General features: G+C 49.1%; 18 protein-coding genes and 6 pseudogenes. 10 read left to right on the top strand and 14 right to left on the bottom strand.

Annotation, left to right across the window (positions count from 1 at the left end; all coding sequences use genetic code 11):
* The first annotated feature begins 85 nt into the window (after nt 1-85).
* Complete coding sequence (gene mltF / locus LU633_RS07170) at nt 86-1,546, top strand: membrane-bound lytic murein transglycosylase MltF (protein WP_016191597.1); 1,461 nt, start codon at nt 86-88, stop codon at nt 1,544-1,546.
* 10 nt (nt 1,547-1,556) lie between these two features.
* On the opposite strand, the gene tadA is transcribed toward mltF, so the two are convergent.
* The 3 genes from tadA to murQ form a co-directional block, all read right to left on the bottom strand.
* Nucleotides 1,557-2,063, bottom strand: a complete 507-nt coding sequence (gene tadA, locus LU633_RS07165; protein WP_016191598.1) for a tRNA adenosine(34) deaminase TadA — start codon at nt 2,061-2,063, stop codon at nt 1,557-1,559.
* A 44-nt stretch (nt 2,064-2,107) separates the two neighbouring features.
* The gene (gene yfhb, locus LU633_RS07160) at nt 2,108-2,776 is read right to left on the bottom strand and encodes a phosphatidylglycerophosphatase C (RefSeq protein ID WP_087949706.1); all 669 of its coding nucleotides are present in this window, start codon (nt 2,774-2,776) and stop codon (nt 2,108-2,110) included.
* A 208-nt stretch (nt 2,777-2,984) separates the two neighbouring features.
* Nucleotides 2,985-3,878, bottom strand: a complete 894-nt coding sequence (gene murQ, locus LU633_RS07155; protein ID WP_016191600.1) for an N-acetylmuramic acid 6-phosphate etherase — start codon at nt 3,876-3,878, stop codon at nt 2,985-2,987.
* A gap of 192 nt (nt 3,879-4,070) precedes the next feature.
* Here murQ and LU633_RS07150 point away from each other — a divergent pair, with 192 nt between their 5' ends.
* Nucleotides 4,071-4,910 carry a MurR/RpiR family transcriptional regulator gene (locus LU633_RS07150; protein WP_016191602.1) on the top strand — a complete coding sequence of 280 codons (840 nt, stop codon included), beginning with the start codon at nt 4,071-4,073 and terminating at the stop codon, nt 4,908-4,910.
* Between the two features lie 264 nt (nt 4,911-5,174).
* A complete protein-coding gene (locus LU633_RS07145) occupies nt 5,175-6,461 on the top strand; it encodes an O-antigen ligase family protein (RefSeq protein WP_016191603.1) in 1,287 nt (428 codons plus the stop codon).
* A 300-nt stretch (nt 6,462-6,761) separates the two neighbouring features.
* Here LU633_RS07145 and LU633_RS07140 read toward each other — a convergent pair whose 3' ends face one another.
* The gene (locus LU633_RS07140; RefSeq protein WP_016191604.1) at nt 6,762-8,360 is read right to left on the bottom strand and encodes a lytic polysaccharide monooxygenase auxiliary activity family 9 protein; all 1,599 of its coding nucleotides are present in this window, start codon (nt 8,358-8,360) and stop codon (nt 6,762-6,764) included.
* Nucleotides 8,361-9,292: 932 nt separating this feature from the next.
* Nucleotides 9,293-9,691, bottom strand: coding sequence for a hypothetical protein (locus LU633_RS07135; RefSeq protein WP_016191605.1), 399 nt, complete (start codon nt 9,689-9,691; stop codon nt 9,293-9,295).
* A gap of 158 nt (nt 9,692-9,849) precedes the next feature.
* On the opposite strand from LU633_RS07135, the gene LU633_RS07130 reads away from it, so the two are divergent.
* From LU633_RS07130 to LU633_RS07120, 3 genes and pseudogenes are all read left to right on the top strand, one after another.
* Nucleotides 9,850-10,731: a hypothetical protein gene (locus tag LU633_RS07130; RefSeq protein WP_016191606.1), complete on the top strand. Its 882-nt coding sequence runs from the start codon at nt 9,850-9,852 to the stop codon at nt 10,729-10,731.
* Nucleotides 10,653-11,245 (top strand): annotated as a pseudogene (locus LU633_RS07125) (IS1 family transposase); the annotation flags it as partial. The gene LU633_RS07130 and the pseudogene LU633_RS07125, both read left to right, overlap by 79 nt.
* A 278-nt stretch (nt 11,246-11,523) precedes the next feature.
* Nucleotides 11,524-11,829 (top strand): hypothetical protein, encoded by a 306-nt coding sequence (locus LU633_RS07120; protein WP_152664306.1) that lies wholly within the window; start codon nt 11,524-11,526, stop codon nt 11,827-11,829.
* A gap of 15 nt (nt 11,830-11,844) precedes the next feature.
* On the opposite strand, the pseudogene LU633_RS07115 reads toward LU633_RS07120, so the two are convergent.
* Nucleotides 11,845-12,018: pseudogene (locus LU633_RS07115) on the bottom strand (transposase); the annotation flags it as partial.
* 255 nt (nt 12,019-12,273) lie between these two features.
* Here LU633_RS07115 and LU633_RS07110 point away from each other — a divergent pair.
* Together LU633_RS07110 and LU633_RS07105 are read left to right on the top strand one after the other, a co-directional pair.
* Nucleotides 12,274-12,717, top strand: a complete 444-nt coding sequence (locus tag LU633_RS07110; RefSeq protein WP_016191608.1) for a hypothetical protein — start codon at nt 12,274-12,276, stop codon at nt 12,715-12,717.
* 1 nt (nt 12,718) lies between these two features.
* Nucleotides 12,719-13,285 (top strand): hypothetical protein, encoded by a 567-nt coding sequence (locus LU633_RS07105; protein WP_016191609.1) that lies wholly within the window; start codon nt 12,719-12,721, stop codon nt 13,283-13,285.
* A 50-nt stretch (nt 13,286-13,335) separates the two neighbouring features.
* Here LU633_RS07105 and LU633_RS07100 read toward each other — a convergent pair.
* The 4 genes and pseudogenes from LU633_RS07100 to ushA all read right to left on the bottom strand — a co-directional run.
* Nucleotides 13,336-13,818: pseudogene (locus LU633_RS07100) on the bottom strand (IS256 family transposase); the annotation flags it as partial.
* Nucleotides 13,809-14,507: pseudogene (locus LU633_RS07095) on the bottom strand (transposase); the annotation flags it as partial. The pseudogenes LU633_RS07100 and LU633_RS07095, both read right to left, overlap by 10 nt.
* 44 nt (nt 14,508-14,551) lie before the next feature.
* Complete coding sequence (locus LU633_RS07090) at nt 14,552-14,749, bottom strand: antiterminator Q family protein (protein WP_016191612.1); 198 nt, start codon at nt 14,747-14,749, stop codon at nt 14,552-14,554.
* A gap of 412 nt (nt 14,750-15,161) precedes the next feature.
* The gene (gene ushA, locus LU633_RS07085; protein ID WP_016191613.1) at nt 15,162-16,814 is read right to left on the bottom strand and encodes a bifunctional UDP-sugar hydrolase/5'-nucleotidase UshA; all 1,653 of its coding nucleotides are present in this window, start codon (nt 16,812-16,814) and stop codon (nt 15,162-15,164) included.
* A 74-nt stretch (nt 16,815-16,888) separates the two neighbouring features.
* On the opposite strand from ushA, the gene LU633_RS07080 reads away from it, so the two are divergent.
* Complete coding sequence (locus LU633_RS07080) at nt 16,889-18,088, top strand: MFS transporter (RefSeq protein ID WP_016191614.1); 1,200 nt, start codon at nt 16,889-16,891, stop codon at nt 18,086-18,088.
* 220 nt (nt 18,089-18,308) lie between these two features.
* Nucleotides 18,309-19,991 (top strand): YbaL family putative K(+) efflux transporter, encoded by a 1,683-nt coding sequence (ybaL, locus tag LU633_RS07075; protein WP_016191615.1) that lies wholly within the window; start codon nt 18,309-18,311, stop codon nt 19,989-19,991.
* Between the two features lie 16 nt (nt 19,992-20,007).
* On the opposite strand, the pseudogene LU633_RS07070 reads toward ybaL, so the two are convergent.
* The 4 genes and pseudogenes from LU633_RS07070 to adk all read right to left on the bottom strand — a co-directional run bounded on the left by LU633_RS07070 (nt 20,008) and on the right by adk (nt 24,307).
* Nucleotides 20,008-21,316, bottom strand: a pseudogene (locus LU633_RS07070) (inosine/guanosine kinase).
* 81 nt (nt 21,317-21,397) lie between these two features.
* Nucleotides 21,398-22,357 carry a ferrochelatase gene (hemH, locus tag LU633_RS07065; RefSeq protein ID WP_016191617.1) on the bottom strand — a complete coding sequence of 320 codons (960 nt, stop codon included), beginning with the start codon at nt 22,355-22,357 and terminating at the stop codon, nt 21,398-21,400.
* Between the two features lie 179 nt (nt 22,358-22,536).
* Nucleotides 22,537-23,558, bottom strand: a pseudogene (locus LU633_RS07060) (helix-turn-helix domain-containing protein).
* A 104-nt stretch (nt 23,559-23,662) separates the two neighbouring features.
* Entirely contained in the window at nt 23,663-24,307 is a 645-nt protein-coding gene (gene adk, locus LU633_RS07055) for an adenylate kinase (RefSeq protein ID WP_016191620.1), read from the bottom strand.
* Nucleotides 24,308-24,591: the final 284 nt, after the last annotated feature.

Here is a 24,591-nt window from a genome sequence, read left to right as displayed (position 1 = left end):
AAAATGCACCTCGCTCAGGGCGCATTAGAGACTATAAATACTGCTGGTAGAGGCAGAAGCTTGGGCGCAATCGAGAGATAACCATTTGAAACGTCTCAAAATAAACTACCTGTTCATCGGGCTGATCACCCTGGCGCTTGCGCTGGCGTTGTGGCCGTCGATCGCCTGGTATGGCGGTGTGCAAAATCGGGTAGAACAGATCAAATCTCGGGGAGTATTGCGTGTGAGCGCCCTCGCCTCACCGCTGACATATAATACCGCTGGTCATGCACCGACGGGAATGGATTACGAGATGGCGAAGGGTTTTGCTGATTATCTCAATGTTAAACTGCATGTCACGGTTCGTCAGAATCTCAGCAAATTGTTCGACGATCTTGAGAACGGTAAAGCGGACATTCTGGCAGCCGGCCTGATTTACACCGGCGAACGGGGGTCACACTTCCGTACCGGGCCCACCTATTATTCTGTCTCTCAGCAGTTAGTGTATCGAATGGGTAAGGTGCGCCCGCAGAATCTCGGTGCGCTGAAAGGGCGACTTACCGTTGCCTCCGACTCCGCTTATCTTTCCACACTGCGCAACATCAGACAAAATCAGTATCCCGACCTGGACTGGGCTATTTCCACCGATAAAAGCCCCAATGCCCTGCTTGAGGACGTGGCTGGAGGTAAAATTGACTACACGGTAGGTGATTCGGTTTCCATTGCGCTATTGCAGCGTATCCATCCACAGCTTGCCGTGGCCTTTGATATCACCGATGAAGAGCCGGTTACCTGGTATATGCCAGGGGACGAGGGAGATGACAGTTTTGCCGCTGCCATGCTTGATTACTACAATAGTATGAACGAAGAAGGAACACTGGCTCGCCTGGATGAAAAATATCTGGGTCACGTTGGCACCTTTGATTATGTCGATACGCGTACCTTTCTGCGCGCCATTGACAGTACCTTGCCCTGCATTCAGCCTCTGTTTCAGAAATATGCCAGTGAGATTGACTGGCGCTTACTGGCCGCTATCTCCTGGCAGGAGTCACACTGGAACCCACAGGCAACCTCTCCCACGGGCGTGCGGGGAATGATGATGTTAACCCTCAATACTGCACAAAGCCTTAACATCAGTGATCGTACCGATCCCGAGCAAAGTATTCGGGGTGGCAATGCGTATTTGATCCGAATGATGGCAAAAGTCCCGACGGGAATACCAGAGGATGAACGGATCTGGTTTGCACTGGCCGCGTATAATATGGGCTATGTGCATATGCTGGACGCGCGCAAACTGACTGAAAAGCAGAAAGGCAACCCGGACAGCTGGGCAGACGTTAAGCTTCGCCTGCCGATGCTCAGTCAGAAACGCTATTACAGCCAGACGACCTACGGCTACGCGCGAGGCCAGGAAGCCTACAACTATGTGGAAAATATCCGTATCTATCAGTCAAGTCTGGTGGGGTATTTGCAGGACCAGGAACACAGAATGGCACAACAGGCGGCCAAAGACGCGGAACGAGCCAGCGGCTATCCGGTCGTTGAACCGACGATTGCGCTTAACTGATCCAGAAAGCTTATACTGGCTTCTCCTCTCTCGCCCGTTGCGCATCGCGCAATGCCTTCTTTTCCGCACGACGCAGCCGGAAAAAATCGCTTAACATAGCCGCGCAAGCTTCAGCCATTATGCCCTGTTCAATGGTGATTTGGTGATTCATACCGGGATGCCCTAATACGTCCAGTAACGATCCGGCCGCACCGGTTTTCTCATCCCTTGCACCGTATACCAGCCGAGTTATGCGCCCGTGGACCATTGCCCCAGCACACATGGCGCAAGGTTCGAGCGTCACGTATAACGTGGTGTCTGGCAATCGGTAATTTCTGAGGATTTGCCCCCCCTGACGCAGCGCCATAATTTCAGCGTGGGCTGTGGGATCGTGATGCCCGACAGGCCGGTTCCAACCTTCACCGATGGCCCGGTCACCCTGCACCAGCACTGCCCCCACCGGCACTTCACCTTCCTCCCAGGCACGGCGAGCCAGCGTCAGGGCGTGGCGCATCCAGAATTCATCATTTACAATCATTCTTCACCGTATTTCGAGCCTGAAACGGCGGGGAGTATACCCGTTTACTCAAGCTGTTGCAGTTCCCCGTGAGGCGTCACGCGCCAGCGGTGCTGGCAGAAGAATAACAGCGGATTATCCTGCTTACTGTCACTGTAGCCGCTGTAGAGCTGTAAAGGTGTGCCGAGTTTCCCCTCAAGCTGCGCCACTTTTTCATGGCCCAGACAGCGCATGGCCATTACCCGCCCGCCATAACGGCGGCTCATCTGACTGCCAATCAGTTTCACTTTTGGCATAAAAGGCGCATCAAAGTAAACCTGTTCAACCAGCGGCTGAGGCGACCCCGTAATCAACCAGACGTCAGCGTCCGGGCTGTCCAGATAATCGGTCAGTCGCTGCTGTACTACCGGAAAAGCGGTCACCCGCTGACGAAACCATTTTGCAAACTGCTTTTCTTTCCGCTGGATATTCGTTTCGCTGTGCCCCACGGTTATCGCCCACAGTAACAGACTGACAGACCCACGTGACGCGCGCCCTTTTACCAGAAGCCAGAGACCCACAATCGGTAAAAGTGGAATAACCAGCAGCAAATTCAGCGGGTGACACCAGAGCAAATAGCGCAAAAAGGTGCCGAACATATCCTGCTGATGAAGCGTACCGTCAAGATCAAAAAACACCACGCGCCGTTGCTGACCAGTGCTCAAACATAGCTCCTCAGGATGATTAAATCCCATTAATACGCCGATTCCGTAATACCGTCTCATTTCAGGCAGTCTTGATACCATCATGGATCAGCACATGCTGTGTACCTTACACAGCGGCCAACCTGCACCGCCATCATTAATGGCACCGCCTTAAGTGTAGACATTGATCAATACGCAACCACCCGGTGCTTTAACGACGCCTGTTAACAGGCCTGCTCGCTGTACGCCAAATCTGCTGTTAATCACGCAATGCTGAACGCAGAAAGCCTTTGTGTTTAAGCAGTAACGTTTCAGCTTGCGCTGCCGTCACTTCACTCAGGATCATTAAAATGGCGGTTTTCACCGCATAGTTTGACTGCCTGAGGGCGGCGACGGCGTCTGCAACCGCACAGCCGGTGGCCTCGCAAACCATACGGCTGGCACGATCAACCAACTTAATGTTAGTCGCCTGCATATCCACCATCAGGTTTTGATAAACCTTGCCGGTTTTCACCATCGCGCCGGTAGAAAGCATATTTAACACCAGCTTCTGTGCGGTGCCTGACTTCAGACGTGTTGAACCTGTCAGGGCTTCCGGTCCCACCACCGGAGAAATGGCAATGTCTGCTTCCTGCGCAATCGGTGAATCAGGATTGCAGGACAGTGCCACCGTGCGGCAACCCAGCTGGTGGGCAAAGCGTAATGCGCCAATAACGTAAGGTGTCCGCCCGGAAGCCGCAATGCCCACGACCATATCCCGCGCCGTGAGATTGAGTGCGGACAAATCGTCAATGCCAAGCTGTGGGTCGTCCTCAGCCCCTTCCACGGCCTTAAGCATCGCACCGGGGCCTCCGGCAATCAGCCCGACAACCACGCCGTGAGGAACACCAAAGGTAGGTGGGCATTCAGAAGCATCCAGTACACCAAGCCGCCCGCTGGTGCCCGCGCCGACGTAAATCAGACGCCCTCCCTCACTCAATGAAAGCGCGGCTGCATCCACCGCTCGTGCCACATCAGGCAGAGTTTTGCTTACCGCTATGGCGACGGTGGCATCCTGCTGGTTGAATTTAGTGACCATCTCCAGCGTGGAAAGATTGTCGAGTTCCATCGTGTCAGCATTGCGTGTTTCAGAAACCAGTGAAGCAAGATTCATGCTATCCTCAACTGAATTTTTAATTCTTAATGCAAATAACGTGTTGAATATTATATTCATAGGGTCGGATATCTGCCTGTTAAAAATCAGGTGCGTTTCTGCCCCATCAGGGGCTGAATCACTTCAGGCGGTGTTCAAGGCGCTGCCCGAAGCACCGTCTATGTTGGCATGTCCTGCCGGAGATTTCGATTGATGAGTTCACTGTTACGTATCCGCCAGCTCTATGCATCCCTGGCGCAAAATGAGCGTCGCCTGGCAGACTTTCTGTTATCGCAACCTGAGCGGGCGCGCTATCTCAGCTCGCAAAAGCTGGCAGAGGAATCGGGTGTAAGTCAGTCAAGCGTGGTGAAATTTGCCCAAAAACTTGGCTACAAGGGCTTCCCTGCCCTTAAGATGGCACTGAGCGACGCGCCGACCGCTAAAGAGGCCATCACCGTCCACAATCTCATCCTCAGCGACGATCCGCTAAAAGCCGTCGGTGAAAAACTGCTGGTGGAAAAACAGTCCGCAATCAAAGCAACACTTAATATCAATAGCGAAGAGATGCTGCTGGAAACCTTACGGCTGTTAAAAGAAGCCAGACGTATTGTTTTGGTCGGGATTGGGACGTCCGGTCTGGTCGCTAAAGACTTTTCATGGAAGCTCATGAAAATTGGTATCAACGCAGTTGCTGAACAGGATATGCACGCCTTGCTGGCCAGCGTTCAGGTACTGGACGTCAACGATGTGCTGCTGGCGATTTCCTATACCGGAGAGCGGCGTGAAATCAATCTGGCTGCGCAGGAAGCAAAACGTCTTGGTGCGAATGTGCTGGCTTTTACCGACTTTACCCCAAACACGTTACAGCAGTCGGCCACCCATTGTCTTTATACGGTAGCAGAAGAACAAAGCAGCCGCCGCGCGACTATTTCATCAACGGCAGCACAGCTGATCCTTACCGATCTGCTGTTTATGGGACTGGTACAACGCGACCCGGCGCGGGCCTCCAGTCATATGTGTCATAGTGAGGCGCTGGTAGATAAACTGGTTTGATGTCAGCAGCGACTGGGTAACAGGCAGCCGTATGCTTTGATGAAGGCCCGCCGACGGCATCACGGACGATGCACTGGCTTCTTTTGATTTTTGCTTGTGCATAAGCTATAAACAGGCGTCTTCATCTTCGGGATGTGGAATAATGTTTAGCCTGAACTCTACTGAGAATAGCATATGACAAGCATCACAAGCTCGCTGAGAACGGTATAAATAAACAAGGTAATCACTCAATATAGTTATACAGCTTTACTTGGGAAAATAATAATGTCTTACCTGGCCGTATTTAAACGCTATTCCATGCATGAACGCCTGACTCGCTCGCTGTTTATTGTTGCTATCACACTTCTTTTTTTAACACTTCCCCTAAGCTTTATTAGTGAGAAATCTTGTCGTATTGCCTTTTATTTTTGCAGCTATCTGAGTATAGTTGGTATTTTCATTAATTATCGAAAAACCAAATCAGCAATAACATCAACAAAAATTGTTCTTCCATTTTTTGCCTTATCGGTAATGTATGCTGTATGGTCGGTTATTGCCGCACATTATGCCGTAGCCGATGTTGACAATGGACTACTTTTTACACCGGCGAAACGCTGGTTTCTTGCCACTCTTATTTCAATGTTTATCCTTTGGGGTATCCGCGAGGAATTTATCAGCCAACCGCTACTGTGTAAGCTGGCATGGATTTCATTTGCGGCTGCTTTTATTTTTTCCAGCGCTGGAGGAATCTGGCAGCACATTAACGGTATAGAAAGAATCACGCTCGGCATTAATCGTGCGACAATGACCGCTTATGCGTACAGTGCAATGGCGCTCACGATGATGATAATGCTTAATCGCATTAACAGAGTATCACTCAGGCATATCAGCATCCTGTTCGCCTATTTACTCTCAGTCTATATAATATTTCTGACAGAAACGCGTTCTGCCATGTTTATTCATATTACTCTTGGTCTGCTGCTCATCATTAAAACATTATGCCAAAGCAAGTCGCTTAAACTGGTTCCCATCAGCGCGATAATTATATCTTTTTGCGTCGTTGGCATATTAGGCAAGAACATTATCGCCTCCCGTTTTGATACTACAAAACAGGAAATCCTGAAATTTAATGAGGGAGACGATCATACATCGTTAGGTTCACGCTTTACCATGTGGAAGTCTGGAATGGTGGCTATCGCAGAAAACCCGTTAGGCGAAACACAAATAACGCGTAACACTATCATAAAGGAATGGCTGGTTGCATCCCACAACCCCAACTCTTTTGCCCTCGATTATATTGATGTTCATTTACACAATGAGTTTATTCAATACGCGTCGCTTTTCGGTATTGCCGGGGTAATAGTACTTTTATTTTTCTTTGGCAAATTACTATTCGACAATGGCTTGAGGGGATTTTTAGGCAATCCAATTTCTGTTGTTACACTATCTGCTTTGCTGTACGGCATGACGGATGTCCTGTTTATCTCCGTGGAATATGTGGTGGTATTCAGTACACTGATTCTGTTAGTTCGTGCCAGTCGCTATTCGCCAGCAGATCAATCACCATCATAATGCTGCGGGGGTATCCCTCTCAGTCTGTTATCCATCGCTATTTTTTAATACGTTTACCCAGATTCAGGTAAACGTATTATCTATTTCGATTAAAAGACGTCCAACGCGAGTCAGCATTCACATTAAACGCCTGCGATCGTCATTGCTTTTCCGGTTACGGCCCTACAGCGATTCTGCTGAGACAAAAATTTATCGTCACTCTGTCACATCTGCAAAACCGTTGTCTTTTTTCCTTTCATACCCTTTGCATCCCGGGCCTGCGTATGACTTGCAAAGCACCGGGATATATTTAGCATCCTGTTAATGTAATAACGCTGTCCAGGCACGGTTCTCCTCAGCTAACGCATTTGCCGCATGGCTACCGGGTGCATATGCCCAGTTCTGATCGGTCCAACTGGTCGGTACGCTCTGTGAACACCATTGGGAGTATGGGAAAGGTTTACAAACCCAGGCATGTCCGTCCAGTCCTGTGACAATGGTGCCTGCATGATAGGATGACACATCTGCGCGACTCCACTGCGGATACTGGCCCGGAGAGGGTTGGGGAATAATACGCACCGTTTTTTCAGAAGTAGCCTGACGGCCGTGGCTGTCCGTGACGGTAAGCGAAACGCTACCGATCAACTCTGTCGTCGAATCTTCTGCTTTCACCGAAACGCTCTCACCAATACTTGATGCAGGAACAAAGTGACGGAACGCCCATTTGTAACTGATATGCTGGCCTGTTGACTGGCTCGCGGAGAAACTTGCCATGGTACTGGCCTGTACGCTGGCGGGTGCGGTAATGCGGGCAATGGGCGCTGCCTCGGGTGTTGGGTCCGGTGCCGGACTGCCAGGAATAATATCCAGGGCGCTACTATAACCTTTCAGTAACCATATTTTATTCGCCGCAAAATCCGTGGCTAAATAACCAATCTGATTTCCATTGCGCACACCGACCCTGACCAGACTGGCATATTGCGCATTCAATACGTTTGCCAATTCATTGGTCCAGACGTTACTTGCCTGATTGTGCGAGGTAATTGGCAAGCGCACATTGACCGCTTCAAGTCCCTGTGTATTTCCCCCCATCACACGGAACTGCACACTGTCACCTGGTGCAGGCCGAAGATCTGGCGTGTAATATCGACCACCGTCTTTCCAGGGAAAAGACACGCCCTGTTCAGGTTCGATAGTCACATCACTACAGTTGAAGAAACCTTCGTTGCCTGCATCTTCACGTTGCCACCAACTGTAAATAATAGCATCGCCAGTGCGGCCTTCGGGAATTTTGACGTTAAGCAGATAGAAAGTGCCTACTGTACCTGCAACATGGCCGGTATTATTTGCAGGGACTGGAGCAGGTGACTGTTGATCATAAATTTTTTCCAAATCGTCCCAGTGCAGGGGCTGCGTCGGATTGTAGCCGGGCTTGGTGATGTAAATATACATCCTGGAGGGATTGTGAGCCTGTGTGTTATCCCAGCGCAACTGGAAATATCCGTTGTCCGGCGTGATTTTCGTTTTGCGCCACAATGTTGTGGGAGTGTCATCAAGCCCTCTCTTTCTGGGGTCGCCTCCCGCACAAAGTAAGCCATCAGGCACTGCACGTTTTACCGTTTCAAAATCTCCTGGGTTAGTCGGATTCGCGGAAAGTTCATTCCACTGCTGGAAAGGCCACTGCGGGTTAGCACCACCATTAAGAATCGCCTGCCGACAATCGGCAGAACGAATATTTGCCGGATTACCCCAAAACCCGCCTTCAACAAAACACTGATATTGCCGGGCTATGGGGTAGCCCACTGCACCATGGGCCTCAGCCTGTTTGACAGGGAGCCAGAGGGAAAAGAACGATATCATCATTCCTGACAGCAAAAATCCTGATGCCTTCCATTCAGGGTATTTTAAACGTGGTTTCATATTGTTTACCTTTGAAATTAACATTTATGTAATGTGCTAAGATGGCTTGGCTTTCATCTGTTCAGCAATAAATGAGGGAAGTCAATTATCTTTTGATCCGATAATTATTTATGAAAATAGATAATCGTGCCATTGTGATAATCAACTTAATTAATAAAGAAAAGGCTAAGAGATGCAATTCCAATTTTTGACAGCAAACCAGTAAAAAATGACTTACTATTTTTAAAGGTATTAGCGTATTAGCGCATTAGCGCATTAGCGCATTAGCGCATTAGCGCATTAGCGCATTAGCGCATTAGCGCATTAGCGCATTAGCGCAACAGAATAATACGAATATATTTACTGCACCACTCATAATTGTGGTTCAGCCAGCACCATTAATAAGTGGAATACATCCCCAAAAGAACATAATATCTGAAAGTTAAATATTGTTAATGATGAGCCTATATCCTGCCGCTGATTTTTCACCATGAACCCCATTTCTCCTGCTATTAATGACATCGTTTTGATCATCCTCCTCAACACAAACGTGGATTCCCATGACAGCTGATATTCACTATCAATAAAATAGCTGCATCTGATACCGCGACAGTTGCTAAAATTGGATAATATCTGTCCCGTCAGGACTGGAGACCGACAATCTCATATGATGACTGGATGCCTCAACTCAGGGCACCATTCCCTGTGTACTGAGGATTGGTGAAAATCGGAGCACTATTCCGTGCAGCTATTTAAAACTTGTTTTATCTGATCGGCGGGAGGAATGGAAAACGGGTCAATTCTACACTTTCGTTCGAAGTGTTCGGAGCGTAAATACAATTCACGAGCTGTTTTCTGACCACTTCACCAAAACTTGGAAAAAATTCAGGGTGTCCGCGTTGATTTAACAGGGGTAATTCAGCATCAAAGGAAGCCCTCAATCATTTAAATTTTTATTGCGGATACCAGACAGTTTCATCTAATTCGAAAACAATATGATCGTCTTCGATTCGATACCTGACACTCGCATGTTCATCAAAGGTTTCGTTCTGATCGGTGCAACCGGCATAGAAATTCAGCTTACAGGTATATTCAATCATGTCATGTGTGACAGATAAAACCGTAAATGTTTCGTGCAGCATAAAATAACGATAATCCTCGGCGTATTTAGATAGAAGAGTATTTTCAAACATTTTTTCATTATTCTCGAATAGCGTTTTAGCACCCTCAAGATCACCGGATTTACTATTCCCAAGAGGGATTCTGTATACTGTCATTTTGTTCACGATAACCCCCAAACGTGCCCACTGCAAAAGGGCGATAAAGATAAACAATACCTTATAGCCCGACATTCTGCATTGACCTGCTGTCAACCACACCTACCAGTAATACAACACGTTTTGCGTAACGCAGCAGAATTATTTATATTTACCGCGGTTTTGATTAAACCCGTGGCAGGACCCACCCACGGCAATCATCACTGACATCCACCCGGACGGAGAAAGGACTCATGGCCCGTAATATTGCACCCGGATACTGTATCGTCGAAAGACAGGGATCGCTGGATAATCAGGCGCGGCAACTGTTCAGGGATGTTCGTTCCCCTGCTGCCAGCCTCTTTATGAAACTCAATGCGGATACACCTTATCTGAAGCCGGGACAGATTCTGATTGTGGCCGACCCCGACACCCCCGCCCCCCTGACCGCGCATATGCTTACCACGCTGCGGCAGACCAAAAATGCCACCAGTGCGGCCCTTATCGGGGTGGACGCTGACGCCGCCGGGTTTATGCAAAGACATGACGGCACCATCGCCGCGCTGACCGGCATCGGGGAAAAAGTTTTCAGTACGGCCGGGGACGCCGGTGAAAAATACTTCAACAGCATCGGGCAGACGCTTAAAAAAGTTGAGGCCAGCTATCAGAACCAGTTCCGTACACAGGGAACGCTGATCAGCCAGCAGTTTTTTGTTGAACGTAATCAGCTGCTCAATCAGCTGAAGGAGCTGGTTAACAAACCGCTGTTAAAATCGCTGGCTCGCCATACGGTTAAGTTCCGACAGTATGAAAGCATGAAACGGGCGTTAAACCTCTCCAGCAAGTCTATTGTGCATGAATGGTCAACGGCCGGGATGAGTGGTATTCCGGGCTATTCATATTATGTCGGTAATGCGGCAAAAGCAGCGCGTTTCCTTAAGGCAGGGGGGTATATTGGTATTGGCTTTTCATTTGCCGGAACGACGAATGATGTGGTCAATGCCTGTTCGACAGGGCGTGAAGGCGAGTGTAGAAAAGTGGCTTTCAAAGAATATTCAAACTTTGCTTTCTGCTCAACTTTAGCTACTCCGGTGCCAAACCAGACACACACCAGACCATTGTTAATATGGCCATGAATGGTTCCGGATGTCGCGATACCGCACAGATTCTCGGTATCAGCCTCAATACGGTTCTGCGGCACGTAAAAAAATTTCCCCAAAGCAGGTAGCTGAGAATATCGACCCCGAAACGGAGGTTGTTATCTGCTGTGAAGCCAGTGAACAATGGTCTTACGTGCGGTGTAAAAGCAATCCCCGGTGGTTGTTCTATGCTTATGACCGTATCCGCAAACGTGCTCTGGCCCACGTCTTCGGCCCGAGAAATGCCCCGACCCTGCGACGATTGCCGGCCCTGTTAAGCAAATTTAACATTGCCTTTTATATGACAGATGCCTGGCCGGTTTATAAAGTTCTGTTAAGTGCAACAGGCCACGTGGTGAGCAAGAAATATACCCAACGGACAGAACGACATAATCTTAATCTTCGCACACATATCAAACGACTGACCCGCAGAACAATTTGCTTTTCTAAGTCAGAGGAAATGCACGATAAGATCATCGGTTGGTATCTTACTCTTCATCATTATCAATAAATCTGCGTCACGACCCAGACGCCTGTACAAAAGGACAAGAAGGTGAATGCAGTAAAATAGCCTTTAAAAAATATGTTAAATTCAGGGTTTTCCCTTGTTGTGGTGAGTAGAGCATTCTTTTGTGTATTCTTAATACTTCAGGGGCTGTCAGGTTATACCCTAATAGACAATCCCTGATTTTAAAATGATACTCTTAACCTAAGCCTGTTTTGATTGAAAAAGGAAAAATAGCATGCCAACATACTTTAGCCCATTTTGATTAATAAAGGAAAAGTAGTATGCCAACATGCTTCGGGGTTTCTTCTGGTCTTTCCAGCAGCAAACCAGCAACCAACAACCAACAGAATATTAAAAATACAGATGTTAATTTTAAGCAGGGACGTCTCGGCGATTTTCGTGTTTATTGTTCCAGCCAGAATGATATCCGCCCTGCTAACAGAGGCGAGGCAAAGGTGAGGATGACAGCAAAAGAATTAGTATCTGTGCGTTCTCTTTTAGGAGAGCTGGAGATAACAAAAAATCCTTATCAAGATTCAACAATAAAATCAAACAATTGTGGCATACCGTATTTCCCACTAAAGTAGTATAACAACTGTAAATCATAATGCCATATTCAGCCTACCGTAGTGGAACACCACTGCCACTGTGAGATGATCCCTGTTCCGGTAACGCCTGGTATTTATTCTCAGCAATCTTATTTTACTATTTAGTACCTCCGCATTACCGTTTGAAACGTTATGCGGCATGGTATTCAGTATCCCGTATAACCGTTGCCAGCGATGTTTCTCATGGCTGCAAAATCACAAAAAACCAGGAATCTCGACCAAGCACTATGACCGGTACGATTATCTGAGAGATAAACGTTAATTCATTGAAAATGATAATAAAAATCAAATATCGCTGACAAATTTATGTTTACATAAAGAGCACATTAACATAGATTCACAAAGATAAACCTTGGCGTTTCAGAGGATAACTGTTCCGGGAAAGGTGTTGGGAGCTATATTGATTTTATCAAGGAGGATACAATGGCAACAAAATCGTTCAGGTTTTCGACTTTAGGTTACCTGGCTCTTGAAGGGGTCGGTGCTTTACATGCATCTTATACTTTGCTTCTGAATGTTACTGAAAACGATGTAAAAGAAGGGAAAAAGTTATTTTTATCCGCATCGATGTTATGTAATGCAGCCAGAGCCTATGGTTCCGGCGTGATTAACCCCTGGTGCACAGTTGAGAATAATATCGATAATAAAAAACACGTTTTAGATTCCAGGGATAGATCTTTTGCTCTCACACAGGATGAAATTCTTATTGGGGGAACCCAGTTTACTATAAAAGCGAGTAAAAACATTCAGCCAGTTTTAAAAATAGAAACCGGATACGTTTTAAATACAGGGTGTACGGGTTCACTGGCTCCAGTCCCCAAGAAAGCAATGCATTATATCTCACTGGATAAATTCAGGCAGGTTTAATATGAAAATAATATTATTCCCTTTCAGAGTAATGGCACTTTTTTTTCTTCTGTGCAGCTATACAAATTCTTATCCCGAACCTCTTTTAATCAAAAATAGCCCTACAGCCGAGGTAGCTGCTTTAGTTGAAAAATTAGTTATGGCGGACTCCAGTCAGAGTAATGAAATCCTTTCAAAAATCAATTCAATCCGCAAAAAACACCCTGAAAACAACGACATCCTGTTAATGTACACAAATAGTCTCATAGGCGAAAAACACTATAAAGAAGGAATTGAATTTCTTAAAATTCTCTATAAAAAAAAACCAACTCGCACATATTTACTGACACAATGTATGTTAAAAAAAAGATTAGGAGACAAGGATAGTGGCTGCTACGAAGATGTTGTACACCTTTCTGAACAACAGAATTTGATTGATTCAGATTATGTAACTGCACTCTTCTTTACCGACACAAAAAAATTTAGCACAGTGAAACAACAACTCATCAAAGAAAATAAATTTAAAGAGAGTGATTTTTTAGTATTCACTTTGGGTAAAGAAAAAATGCTGCATGAACTTTTTCCATAAATCATTACCGGGGCAGGGCCTGTCAGTCATTCTGTGTAACTGCCACCATATTAAAGGTGAGCGCTCAGGCGGTCACCAAACCCGATAATAAAACGACTCATCGCCAGCCGCCAGTTCTGGTTCGGCATACTCCATTTTTTCGACGCATCCCTGATTGCCAGATAAATCACCTTACGCACCGAGTCGTCTGTCGGGAACACTTTGCGTTTCTTTATCGCAGCACGGATCACGCTGTTCAGCGATTCGATGGCGTTCGTGGTGTAGATGGCCTTGCGGATATCCGCCGGGTAACTGAAGAACGTATTCAGGTTTTCCCAGTGGCCACGCCAGCTTTTGCTGATTTGCGGGTACTTGTCGTCACAGATTTCTGCGAACACATCCAGCCCTGTCAACGCCGCCTCTTCTGTCGGAGACTGATAAATCCTCTTCAGACCGCTGGTGACGGCCTTGTAGTCCTTCCATGCCACGTATTTCAGGCTGTTGCGCACCATATGAATGATGCACAGCTGGATATGTGTCTGCGGATAAACGTTACGTCGCCCCACCACACCTGATTAGGCTCTGTTACAGCAAACTGCCGCTCCAGATAATTGGGGAGCTCAACGTGTTCCCTGGATGCCTTCTTATATTGGTGACCTGGTTGCTGGCAACTGATGAGATGGCGCTCTTTCATCAGTGTTGTTGCCCGCCAGCGGCTCAGTTTTACGCCTTTGGTGGTAACCATCGCGGCAATATTTCGTGCGCCTGCGAAACCATTACTCCCGCGACAGCTTTCACGTATAAGGCTGAGTCGCGTCGCCCGTGCAGAGTCAGGTTTCTCTGGCTGCCGCCAGTATTTATAACTGCTGCGATGAACCCCAAACACATTGCACACAACGGCAACAGGAAACCGCGCTCTGAGTTTCTCAATTAATGAGAACTGTTCAGGGAGTCTGACATCAGGAGCGCGGTAGCCTTTTTTAATATATCTCTTTCCATTTCAATGCGTTGAAGTCTTTTCTTAAGTTCGCGTATTTCAATTTGCTCAGGTGTCATGGGTGAAGCTGTAGGGGATTTTCCCGCTCGCTCTTCTTTCAACTGCCGAACCCCACTTATCCATCGTGGATTTACCGACATTCATTGCCGTGGCAGCAGCAGCGGCGGTGTCGTTCTGATCAAGAACAAGCCGGGCAGCTTCGCGGCGAAATCCGGGGCTAAAATTGCGTCTGTTACGTCCGGTCATAATGTCACCTGTTTTTAACTATTAGGCGATGATATCACCTCTGTTCAGGTGGCCAGGTTTAGTGTGCCACTACAGATAAACCCTTCAGCCATCTGAAACTTTATGCGGATCATACCCTCTGACAGCTTCGGCTTTCTGCCTGTCGCCCGCGTTGAAATATCCCGGATGCAGTGGTCCACCAGCAAAGCATATTCATCGGGGCGCTTTTGTTTCAGCCTGCCTACGCACGTATCAACAATCATCGCGTCATTGTCTGTGCAACTTACACCGCTGGCATGCTCATGTAACAAGCCTTTGGGCTTTTCGGATTAGTCACGTTCTTCGCGTACAGCAAACCTCTGGCAGTGACACACCAGAAATGTTTTTCTCCGTTTCTGCCGGTACGTGAATTACCGGGTCTCGTCAGACGTTCCACCAGTCCGGGGCACTCAATCCGCCGACAGGCTTGCGCGGACTTGTGCTTATGGCGATCGGGGCGCCGATACCAAGTCTTTACCCGGGTATAAAAACCAGCAAATGACCGATAAATACAATGATGACAGGAGCAAGAATTGGACATTTATTGCGGTGTAAGTTTTGCAGAAAGATATTTATAAAGGACACAACTGGCGGTTTTCAATCATACCAATGAAAGAAAAACGCCTTTATATTTAACTAGTTATAAACAATTTCACCTTCTGGCGCATAACCCGCGGCATCCAGTGGTGAGTGCTTCTGGATATACTGTTTCAGTACTTCCGCATCAACAAATCCCGTATTGACATAGCCCGGCAACAGGTTGACTGCCGGATAGCCATCCCCTCCGGTGGCATTGAAACTCAGGGTTGCCATGCGGTACGTCTTGTCAGACTGGATCGGATCGCCTTTGATTTTAACTTCACTGACGCCTTTGCCATCGGCGCGCAGGCTGACATTGGCAAACTGCGCATAGCCACCGGAATCAACCGTGATGTTAGCGACCACCGCCAGATATTTCTCCACCTCACTGCCTGTCATGTCGACATAGGTCAGGGTGTTACCAAAAGGCTGTACTTTCAGCACGTCCTTGTAGGTAATTTTACCGGATGCAATGGAATCACGAACGCCACCTCCGCTCATCACTGCAAAATCGGCACCGGTGCGCTCAATCTGCGCCATAAGCATCATTCTCGCCAGGTTGGTTTGTCTGAAGCGCACCTTGCTCCGGTCTCCCTCCAGCTCCCCTTTTACACTGCCAATACTTATACCCAGCTGCGCTTCGCCTTTTTTCTGAAAGGGCGTAAGCAATTTCAGCATCCCCGGGTTTTTTGCAATCTCCTGAGTGTAATTTACCAGGCTGGTGCTGCCATCGGCATTTTTAACTTTGTGGCGCAGATTGATTGGCACAAGTTCATAGTGTTCCAGCGTCAGATTACCGTTGACGAAAGTGAAGTCGGCACGGCCAATATATTTACCCCATTCATGTGCCTGGACAATCCAGGTTCCATTTTGGCGATCCGGTTTGCAGGGCGTGCCCGGCACGTAATCCGCCTGTTTAACGTTTTCTTTTGCCATACAAACCGGATTCTGCGAATGGCCTCCAACGATCATATTCAGATAACCCGCCGGAAGTTCGCGCGCCATTTCCACATCGCCGGGGGCATTCGAGCCGTGGTTACCATTGTCATAGTGCCCCATATGGGTGACGGCAATAACCACATCCGGCTTCTCTTTTTTACGCAATTGCTCCACAACCTCTTTCGCTTCCGTGGCCGGTTTACGAAATTCCATGTCGGTAAAATATTCCGGGTTGCCAATTTTTGCGGTGTCATCCGTGGTCAGACCAATCACGGCAATCTTCAGCCCCATCCGGTTGAACAATGCATAAGGCTGGAACAAGCGTTTGCCGATGCTTTTTTGGTAAATATTAGCAGAAAGCAGCGGAAACTTAGCCCACTTCTGCTGCTGCCGCAGCACGGACAGGGGATTATCGAATTCATGGTTACCAATTGCCATTGCATCGTAGCCCACCAGATTCATACCACGAAAATCTGGCTCCGCATCCTGCAGGTCAGATTCTGGTACGCCGGTGTTGATATCTCCTCCTGAGAGGATAAGCACCGCACCGCCGTGCGCCTGAACATCATAACGAATTTGATCCATCATGGTTTTTTGCGCTGCCAGACCATATTCGTCATGCTCGTTTTGCCAAAAGCGGCCATGGTGATCGTTGGTGTGCAAGACAGTGAATTTATAAACCTTATCTTTAACCCACGCCTGGGCAGCCAGCGGTGTGATAAAAATGGTCAGCGCGAGTGTTGGCAACACATTTTTTTTCAAAAACGACATCATGTTTTCCTTGTTAAAAAACGTTAAAAAATATTACTTTAAGTAATAATTAAAATTTACGGCAGGTTAATGCAATGGTCAGTGAACAGGTCTCCCCCTTCTCCCCAACCGCGTTACGGAAAACCACTTTCCGTATTCTCGGTGCAATCAGTGTCGCCCATCTGCTTAACGATATGTTGCAATCGCTTATTCTGGCAATTTACCCCCTTTTGCAAAGTGAGTTTTCTCTGACTTTTGTACAAATCGGCCTGATCACGCTGACTTTTCAGGTCACAGCGTCGTTGCTGCAGCCGCTTATTGGTCTTTACACTGATAAGTTTCCCCAGCCCTGGTCTCTTCCCGTTGGTATGACTTTTACACTTTGTGGACTGGGCCTGCTGGCAGTCGCCGGTAGTTTCTATCTGATATTGCTGGCAGCCGCGCTGGTGGGCATCGGCTCATCCGTGTTTCATCCGGAATCATCGCGCGTGGCCAGAATGGCATCAGGAGGGCGTCACGGCCTGGCACAGTCACTTTTTCAGGTCGGTGGTAATCTTGGCAGTTCGCTTGGGCCATTGCTGGCAGCCGTGCTAATTGCCCCCTACGGGCGTAGAAACATTGCCTGGTTTATTCTGACGGCGCTGCTGGCCATCGTTTTGCTGTTGCAGGTCAGTCGCTGGTATCAGGCACGCCATCGCGTGGCAAAAGCCGGACATCCAGCGTCAGTCACGTCAGCGCTTCCGGGAAGAAAGGTCGCCTTTGCCATCGCTATTTTGCTATTGTTGATCTTCTCAAAATATTTTTACCTCACCAGTCTGAGCAGCTATTACACCTTCTACCTGATAAATAAATTTGGCCTGTCGGTGCAAAATGCGCAGTTACATCTTTTCGCTTTTCTCTTTGCGGTGGCAGCGGGAACAATTATAGGCGGCTCCGTTGGCGACAAAGTCGGCTGCAAGCAGGTGATTTGGGTTTCAATCCTGGGTGTTGCGCCTTTCACCCTACTGCTGCCTCATGCGTCGCTTATGTGGACAGGCGTGCTGTCAGTCGTTATTGGTTTTATTCTTGCCTCCGCGTTTTCAGCGATTCTGGTGTATGCCCAGGAGCTGCTCCCCGCCCGTATTGGCATGATTTCTGGATTATTCTTTGGCTTCGCTTTTGGTATGGGGGGATTGGGTGCTGCCGTACTGGGTATCGTGGCCGACCATACCAGTATCAATTATGTTTACCAAATTTGCGCCTACCTGCCTCTGTTAGGGGTATTCACGGTATTACTCCCAGACAATAAGGGATAAAATCGCAAAACGGCATGGGAATTAATTTCTATGCCGTGTCATTTTCTCCCTATAAATAACCCATTCACTTAGATAACCATCGAAAATCAGCATTAAAAGCAAATTTCGGTATATTTTTTCTTTTTATTCCTCTTTACATAAAAATTTTGGGTAAGAAATAGTATTATGCAATACAATCAATTCTTACATTCGGACACATTTTTACGATAGAGGGAGACAGATGCATCACACCACACCGCTCATCACTACCATTGTCGGCGGGCTGGTTCTCGCTTTCCTGCTGGGCATGCTGGCCAATAAGCTGCGTATCTCTCCCCTTGTGGGTTATCTGCTGGCAGGGGTGCTTTCTGGCCCTTTTACGCCGGGATTTGTCGCGGATACAAACCTTGCACCGGAGCTGGCAGAACTGGGCGTAATCCTGCTAATGTTTGGTGTCGGCCTGCATTTTTCACTCAAGGATTTAATGGCCGTAAAGGCAATTGCGATTCCCGGTGCCATTGCGCAGATAGCCGTTGCCACATTGCTGGGGATGCTGCTCTCCTGGTCAATGGGCTGGTCATGGCTGACTGGGCTGGTGTTTGGCCTTTGTCTCTCTACTGCCAGTACAGTAGTGCTGTTGCGGGCGCTGGAAGAACGTCAGCTTATTGACAGTACCCGTGGGCAAATCGCCATTGGCTGGCTGATTGTGGAGGACCTGGTCATGGTGCTGGCACTTGTGCTACTGCCAGCCATTGCAGGGATGTTCGAGGAAGGCACAGCCAGCGCCAGCGCGATCCTGTTGGATTTGCTGATAACGATCGGTAAGGTCGTCGCCTTTATGGTGCTGATGATGGTAGTAGGGCGTCGTGTCATACCGTGGATACTCGCCCGCAGCGCTGCCACCGGTTCACGTGAACTGTTTACGCTCGCCGTGCTGGCACTGGCTTTAGGGATCGCTTTCGGCGCGGTTGAATTATTTGATGTCTCTTTCGCACTTGGTGCATTCTTTGCCGGAATGGTGCTCAATGAGTCCGAGTTAAGTCATCGTGCCGCCCATGATACCCTTCCCCTTCGCGATGCCTTTGCCGTACTGTTTTTTGTGTCAGTCGGTATGCTGTTTGATCCCATGGTCCTGTTAAATGAACCTCTCGCCGTTATCGGCGTGCTGGCGATTATTGTGCTCGGCAAATCTGTTGCAGCCCTAGTGCTGGTACGCCTGTTTGGGCATTCCCGTCGAACTGCATTGACTATTTCGGCAAGCCTTGCACAGATTGGTGAATTCGCTTTTATTCTTGCCGGGCTGGGAATCTCACTTAACCTGCTGACCAGCGAGGGTCGCAACCTGGTACTGGCGGGTGCGATTCTGTCAATTATGCTCAATCCCATTCTGTTTGCTCTTTTGCAGCGCTACCTCGACAAAACGGAATCCGTTGAAGAGCAGCTGATAGAAGAGAACATCGAAGAAGAAAAACAAATACCCGTGGATATTTGCCATCACGCTGTGGTGGTTGGTTTTGGTCGTGTCGGCAGCATGCTTGGACAGAGATTAATCGACAGCGGCGTGTCGGTTGTCGTGGTAGAAAATAGCCGCACGCGCGTGGAAGCGCTCCGACAACAGGGAATTTGCGCGGTACTCGGCAATGCTGCCCGCCCGGAAACTATGGAACTGGCACGTCTCGACTGCGCCCGCTGGCTGCTGCTGACCATCCCGAACGGCTACGAGGCCGGGGAAATTGTTACTGCAGCCAGGGAAAAATACCCAACCATTGACATTATCGCCCGCGCTCACCACGATGATGAAGTGGAATACATCACCGAGCGCGGGGCCGATCAGGTGGTTATGGGCGAAAGAGAAATTGCCAACACTATGCTGAATCTGATGCAAATTACCCCAAACGCCCCATCACAGGAGTGCCCTATTTGAGGGCGGGCGCGGTGGGTTACCGCTTCCAATAAGACTCTTCAAGGCTGTCTTCACGCTCCGGCAGCCCACGACTTAAACGCGGCGAGTGCTGGTTTAAAACCTGGTAGCTGACGCGATTAGCATATTTGCAAATCTGAGCCAGTGAGGAGTAGGTCAGATACTGGCGGCCATGTTTGCCGGAGTTGGGCACAGTCAGGCGGTGGTAATTATTTGCCGTAATGTCATGCAGCAGCGCCGCCAGTGCGCCATCTCCTGCACCATTGGTATTCATGATTTTTTCCGGCCCACCCATGTAAGGAGCAATGTGTGAGTAAATGCGCATCGGCTGCTGACAATCATACCGACGCATGGCGCGACTAAATTCATACTGGTTGAATTCGGCGATGACGCCGGGCAATAAGGGATGCTGTGTTTTGCGCCGACTTTCTTCTTCGGTAAATCCAGCCATATAAAGCCCATTAAGCCCGGCAGTACAGAGTACCAGGTCAACCCATTCCAGCACACTGTCCGCCGCCTGAAGCGGGTCGCCAAGGCCCGTTAGCGCTTCCGCTTCTTCTTCGTTCATTGCCAGTACCGATACATGCTCGCGCAAAAAATTCTGCCAGAAACCCGGATCGTCACCAACGATATATCTGGTGCCGAGCGTCAGCACCACCGGGACATCATGCTTTTTAGCAAAGGCAACCGCCTGCATGGTGGCTTCAGACATCGGCTCCCCAGGCCTGCACCGCAGCAAATACGCGCTAAGTACCAGAGCCGCCGCCCCGGCAATGACCTCTTCGGTAATGCTTTGCTTGTGCAGTTGATTCATCATCCCTGGACTGATAGCAAAGGTACGTTCACCATGTTCACCAATCAGCGTGAAACAGCGGCCTATGGCACCATCAACACCTTGCAAATAATTAAGATCGGTTCTGCTGGAGGTGTTGCAGAGATAACGATAGGCATACCCACCAATTTGCACGTTATTGCACATTACGCCCAACAGTACGGAGCGGTCATCGGCCAGAACCGAGTAATTGTGCAACGTATTGCCTATAGTGCCACCGGCAAACTGGTGAGTGATCAGGTTTTCACGCGTCAATTCTGCATAGAGCGCTTCTGCAACATCATCCTTAATCACCAGAGAATGACCAACGCTCAGACCATAGCGGGCGATAAAAGCGTCATCGACTTTGGCTTCGATATCAACCAGCGTTTGATCAATCCCGACAATCCAGCTACCGGGTATTTCGATATTTTCTGGCTGTAGTTGCTGTAAGAGGGGAGTCGCGGGCGCTGACGGGAAAGTAGTGTTTTGATTTACGCTGGCCTGGAAATTTCATTATGGCGCTAACAGGAAAGAAAACAGTCGGGGGATGATAACACAGGAATATCGCGGTGCGCGCGCATCCCTGTGTTACATATCAATGCTGGCTGTTAACCAGTTCAACCATCATATCGATATGCAGTGGGTCATCATTAAGCGCCGGGATATATTCAAATTTGGTTCCACCAGCATGGAGGAATATCTCGCAGTTTTCTCCGCTAATCTCTTCCAGCGTTTCCAGACAATCGGAGGAAAACCCCGGACTCATAATCTGAACATGTTTGATCCCTTTGGCAGGCAATGATTTCATGGTTTCATCGGTATAAGGCATCAGCCAGGGCTCGCGGCCAAAGCGCGACTGGAAGGTCAGCATCGCATCCTGACTGTTCAGGCCCAGTGCAGAGACCAGTGCATCAAAGGTGGTATGGCAACGCTGTGGATAATCGTCTCCCTGGTTGGCAAAGCGTTGCGGGATGCCATGGAAAGACATGACCAGCAGATCCGGTTTGCCGTGCTGTGCAAATGAGCGTTCAGCCGAGGCTTTTAATGCAGCGATGTAGGCAGGATGCTCGGCATAGTCACGAATAAACTGTACGGAAGGCAGACTGCGGTAGCCAGCGAAAACATCGGTAATTCCGTCCCAAACGGCAGCAACGGTAGAGCACGAAAACTGTGGATACAGCGGCAGCACGATCAGTCGGGTTATCCCCTGCGCCATCAGCTTGTCGAGCGCACTTTTAAGACTGGGATTACCATAACTCATGCCGAGTTCCACTGGCATATCCAGGCGGGTTGCCAGTGCATCCCGCTGACGCTTGCTGTAGACCAATAACGGTGAACCTTCGTCCATCCAGACTGACGCATAGAGTTTGGATACGCGCGGCGCACGCAGCGGCAGAATGGCACCATTCAGTATTGGCCACCACAGCCAGCGCGGCGTGTCCACGACGCGTCTGTCACTCAGGAATTGTTTCAGGTAGCGTTTCACCGCAGGCGCGGTTGGCGCATCTGGGGTGCCAAGATTAACCAACAGCACTCCGGGTTTGTCTTGCCTCATTGTTATTCCTTATGCGGGCATAGTGAATGATGAAAACGAGACTTATTCTAGCGGAAAATGGTGCAGGGGAAACCAATTGCTTCAAAAGGGCCAGATTGGTCTGGCCCCGAGAGGGTTTATCTGTACCCGCTCAGACCTGTTCTGACCATTACCGGTTATTTATACAGGTGCCTGTCGGATTACATCCGGTTCAGATTCTTTTCTGCCCGGACCCGTTTTCCATCAGGTAACGTGGACACTGGCGTTCGCCCGAAGCACATTTTCCCCTGATGAGCCCGCTCATTATTGTCATGCCACAACCCGTTGTCCGGATCCGTTTGCAGGCTCTCCAGCTCCCCATATGACTTCTTGCGGAACGTGACCTGATAAAAATCCTGCAAAATCGTTTTATGGAAGCGCTCACCGATGCCGTTGGTCTGTGGGGACATCGCCTTCGTTTTCGTATGGGCGATATCGTTGATGGCCAGATAAAGCTGGTAATCATGCGGCTCCACCTTACCACAGTACTCCGTTCCCCTGTCGGTCAGTCTTCTCAGCACCGGCAGCCCCTGAGCCTCACAGAACGGCAGTCGGCGGCAGTGTTCGGCGTTTTACTCGTATACCGCTTGCAGTGCGCCATTTTCGGGTACGTATCCACGAACGTCTGCGGGTAGATACGGCCCACACCGTTCAGATCGCCAGCACAGAAGGTGTCCTGCGACCCGGGATAACCCGGATGAGCCGTCTCGATTTCGCCGCTGGCCTCATCATCATGCGCCTTTTTCTCCAGCGCGGCGATTGGGGCACCGGTAAGCACGATGGCTTCTCTGGCGAGCTTTTCCTCAGGCGCCTTCAGGCGTTTACGGAAGTTCTCCAGATCGTGTCGTTGCCAGATGGCGCGCACGCCGCTGCCGGAGGTAAACACGCCTTTTTTACGCAGCTCATCACTGGTCCGGTGCTGCCCGGGGGCCGGGAACTCAACGGCATATTCAACAACCGCGCGTTCAGTGGCTTCGTCGGCGCGGTTCGTCAGGTTGGGACCCCGGCGGTTCTGGTTAACCAGCGCGTCAATGCCGCCTTCAGCAGCCAGTTCCTGATAACGGTAGAAGGTGTCGCGTGACACGCCCGTGCTCTTGCAGGCTGTTGAGACGTTACCGGGTTATTCGGCGAGATTGAGCAGGCCGGCTTTGTGTTTGATGATGGAATTGTGAGTATGGAGCATGAGGGTGACCTCGCGTTTTGTTTAAGGATTCGACACCCATATCAAAACCGGTAACCCTCAATCTTTCAGGGTCCGCTGTCAGATTACGTCGCGACGAATACAGTTTATCCAAGTATTTTTGCCAGTTCGGCGCTCACTTCAGAGACTTTCCGCGTGCCATCAATTTTGTGGTACGCGATATTTCCCGCCACCGCTTCTTTACTGTAATAAGCAATCAGCGGTGCGGTCATCTGGTGGTATTCCACCAGTCGTTTGCGAACGGTTTCTTCCTGGTCGTCTTTACGCATGGTCAGTTCTTCGCCGGTCAGATCGTCTTTGCCTTCAATCTTTGGCGGATTAAAAGTGACATGATACACGCGACCCGACGGAGCATGCACACGACGACCAACGATACGTTCAACAATCAGCCCGTCCGGTACGGCAAATTCCAGTACGTTGTCAACATTAATGCCTGCTTCCTTCATGGCATCCGCCTGAGGAATGGTCCGGGGAAAGCCATCAAGCAGGAAGCCATTACGACAATCTTCCTGAGCAATCCGCTCCTCCACCAGCGCAATCACCAGCTCGTCGGTAACCAGCTTGCCCGCGTCCATGATCTCTTTCGCTTGTTTACCCAGTTCACTGCCAGTCTTAACCGCCGCACGCAGCATATCGCCTGTAGAGATCTGCGGAATACCGTATTTCTCCATGATGAACTGAGCCTGAGTCCCCTTACCTGCACCCGGCGCACCGAGCAGAATAATACGCATTGCGTAAATCCCCTTACGAATTGCTTAAACTATCGTGTTATTGAGGGCAAGAACATACCATCATGATCCTGTCTCCACAAGGAAGGGCAGTTATCCTTTACCACGGACGGAGGTAGATAATCGTCGAAACTCTGGCAGATACCTGGTTATAGCAACCAATATAAGCCAGCGAAACGCGGTGGCAGGATTTTCATGCAAAAAAGTAACCGGGTTAATTTCCCAAAGCAGGCGGCCGCTGAAAAAATAAGGGCAGTCATTTTGTGCAGGATCCTGCGCAGAATGAC

Source organism: Erwinia tracheiphila (assembly GCF_021365465.1).
GTDB lineage: Bacteria > Pseudomonadota > Gammaproteobacteria > Enterobacterales > Enterobacteriaceae > Erwinia > Erwinia tracheiphila.
Note: the sequence above shows the minus strand (reverse complement) of the source record. Positions and strands in the feature narration are given on the sequence as shown.

Excerpts from the sequence above, each read along its gene's own strand:
- tadA (WP_016191598.1), bottom strand. The coding sequence starts at position 2,063 with ATGATTGTAAATGATGAATTCTGGATGCGCCACGCCCTGACGCTGGCT.
- yfhb (WP_087949706.1), bottom strand. The coding sequence starts at position 2,776 with ATGGGATTTAATCATCCTGAGGAGCTATGTTTGAGCACTGGTCAGCAA.
- murQ (WP_016191600.1), bottom strand. The coding sequence starts at position 3,878 with ATGAATCTTGCTTCACTGGTTTCTGAAACACGCAATGCTGACACGATG.
- LU633_RS07150 (WP_016191602.1), top strand. The coding sequence starts at position 4,071 with ATGAGTTCACTGTTACGTATCCGCCAGCTCTATGCATCCCTGGCGCAA.
- LU633_RS07145 (WP_016191603.1), top strand. The coding sequence starts at position 5,175 with ATGTCTTACCTGGCCGTATTTAAACGCTATTCCATGCATGAACGCCTG.
- LU633_RS07140 (WP_016191604.1), bottom strand. The coding sequence starts at position 8,360 with ATGAAACCACGTTTAAAATACCCTGAATGGAAGGCATCAGGATTTTTG.
- LU633_RS07135 (WP_016191605.1), bottom strand. The coding sequence starts at position 9,691 with ATGTCGGGCTATAAGGTATTGTTTATCTTTATCGCCCTTTTGCAGTGG.
- LU633_RS07130 (WP_016191606.1), top strand. The coding sequence starts at position 9,850 with ATGGCCCGTAATATTGCACCCGGATACTGTATCGTCGAAAGACAGGGA.
- LU633_RS07120 (WP_152664306.1), top strand. The coding sequence starts at position 11,524 with ATGCCAACATGCTTCGGGGTTTCTTCTGGTCTTTCCAGCAGCAAACCA.
- LU633_RS07110 (WP_016191608.1), top strand. The coding sequence starts at position 12,274 with ATGGCAACAAAATCGTTCAGGTTTTCGACTTTAGGTTACCTGGCTCTT.
- LU633_RS07105 (WP_016191609.1), top strand. The coding sequence starts at position 12,719 with ATGAAAATAATATTATTCCCTTTCAGAGTAATGGCACTTTTTTTTCTT.
- LU633_RS07090 (WP_016191612.1), bottom strand. The coding sequence starts at position 14,749 with ATGATTGTTGATACGTGCGTAGGCAGGCTGAAACAAAAGCGCCCCGAT.
- ushA (WP_016191613.1), bottom strand. The coding sequence starts at position 16,814 with ATGTCGTTTTTGAAAAAAAATGTGTTGCCAACACTCGCGCTGACCATT.
- LU633_RS07080 (WP_016191614.1), top strand. The coding sequence starts at position 16,889 with ATGGTCAGTGAACAGGTCTCCCCCTTCTCCCCAACCGCGTTACGGAAA.
- ybaL (WP_016191615.1), top strand. The coding sequence starts at position 18,309 with ATGCATCACACCACACCGCTCATCACTACCATTGTCGGCGGGCTGGTT.
- hemH (WP_016191617.1), bottom strand. The coding sequence starts at position 22,357 with ATGAGGCAAGACAAACCCGGAGTGCTGTTGGTTAATCTTGGCACCCCA.
- adk (WP_016191620.1), bottom strand. The coding sequence starts at position 24,307 with ATGCGTATTATTCTGCTCGGTGCGCCGGGTGCAGGTAAGGGGACTCAG.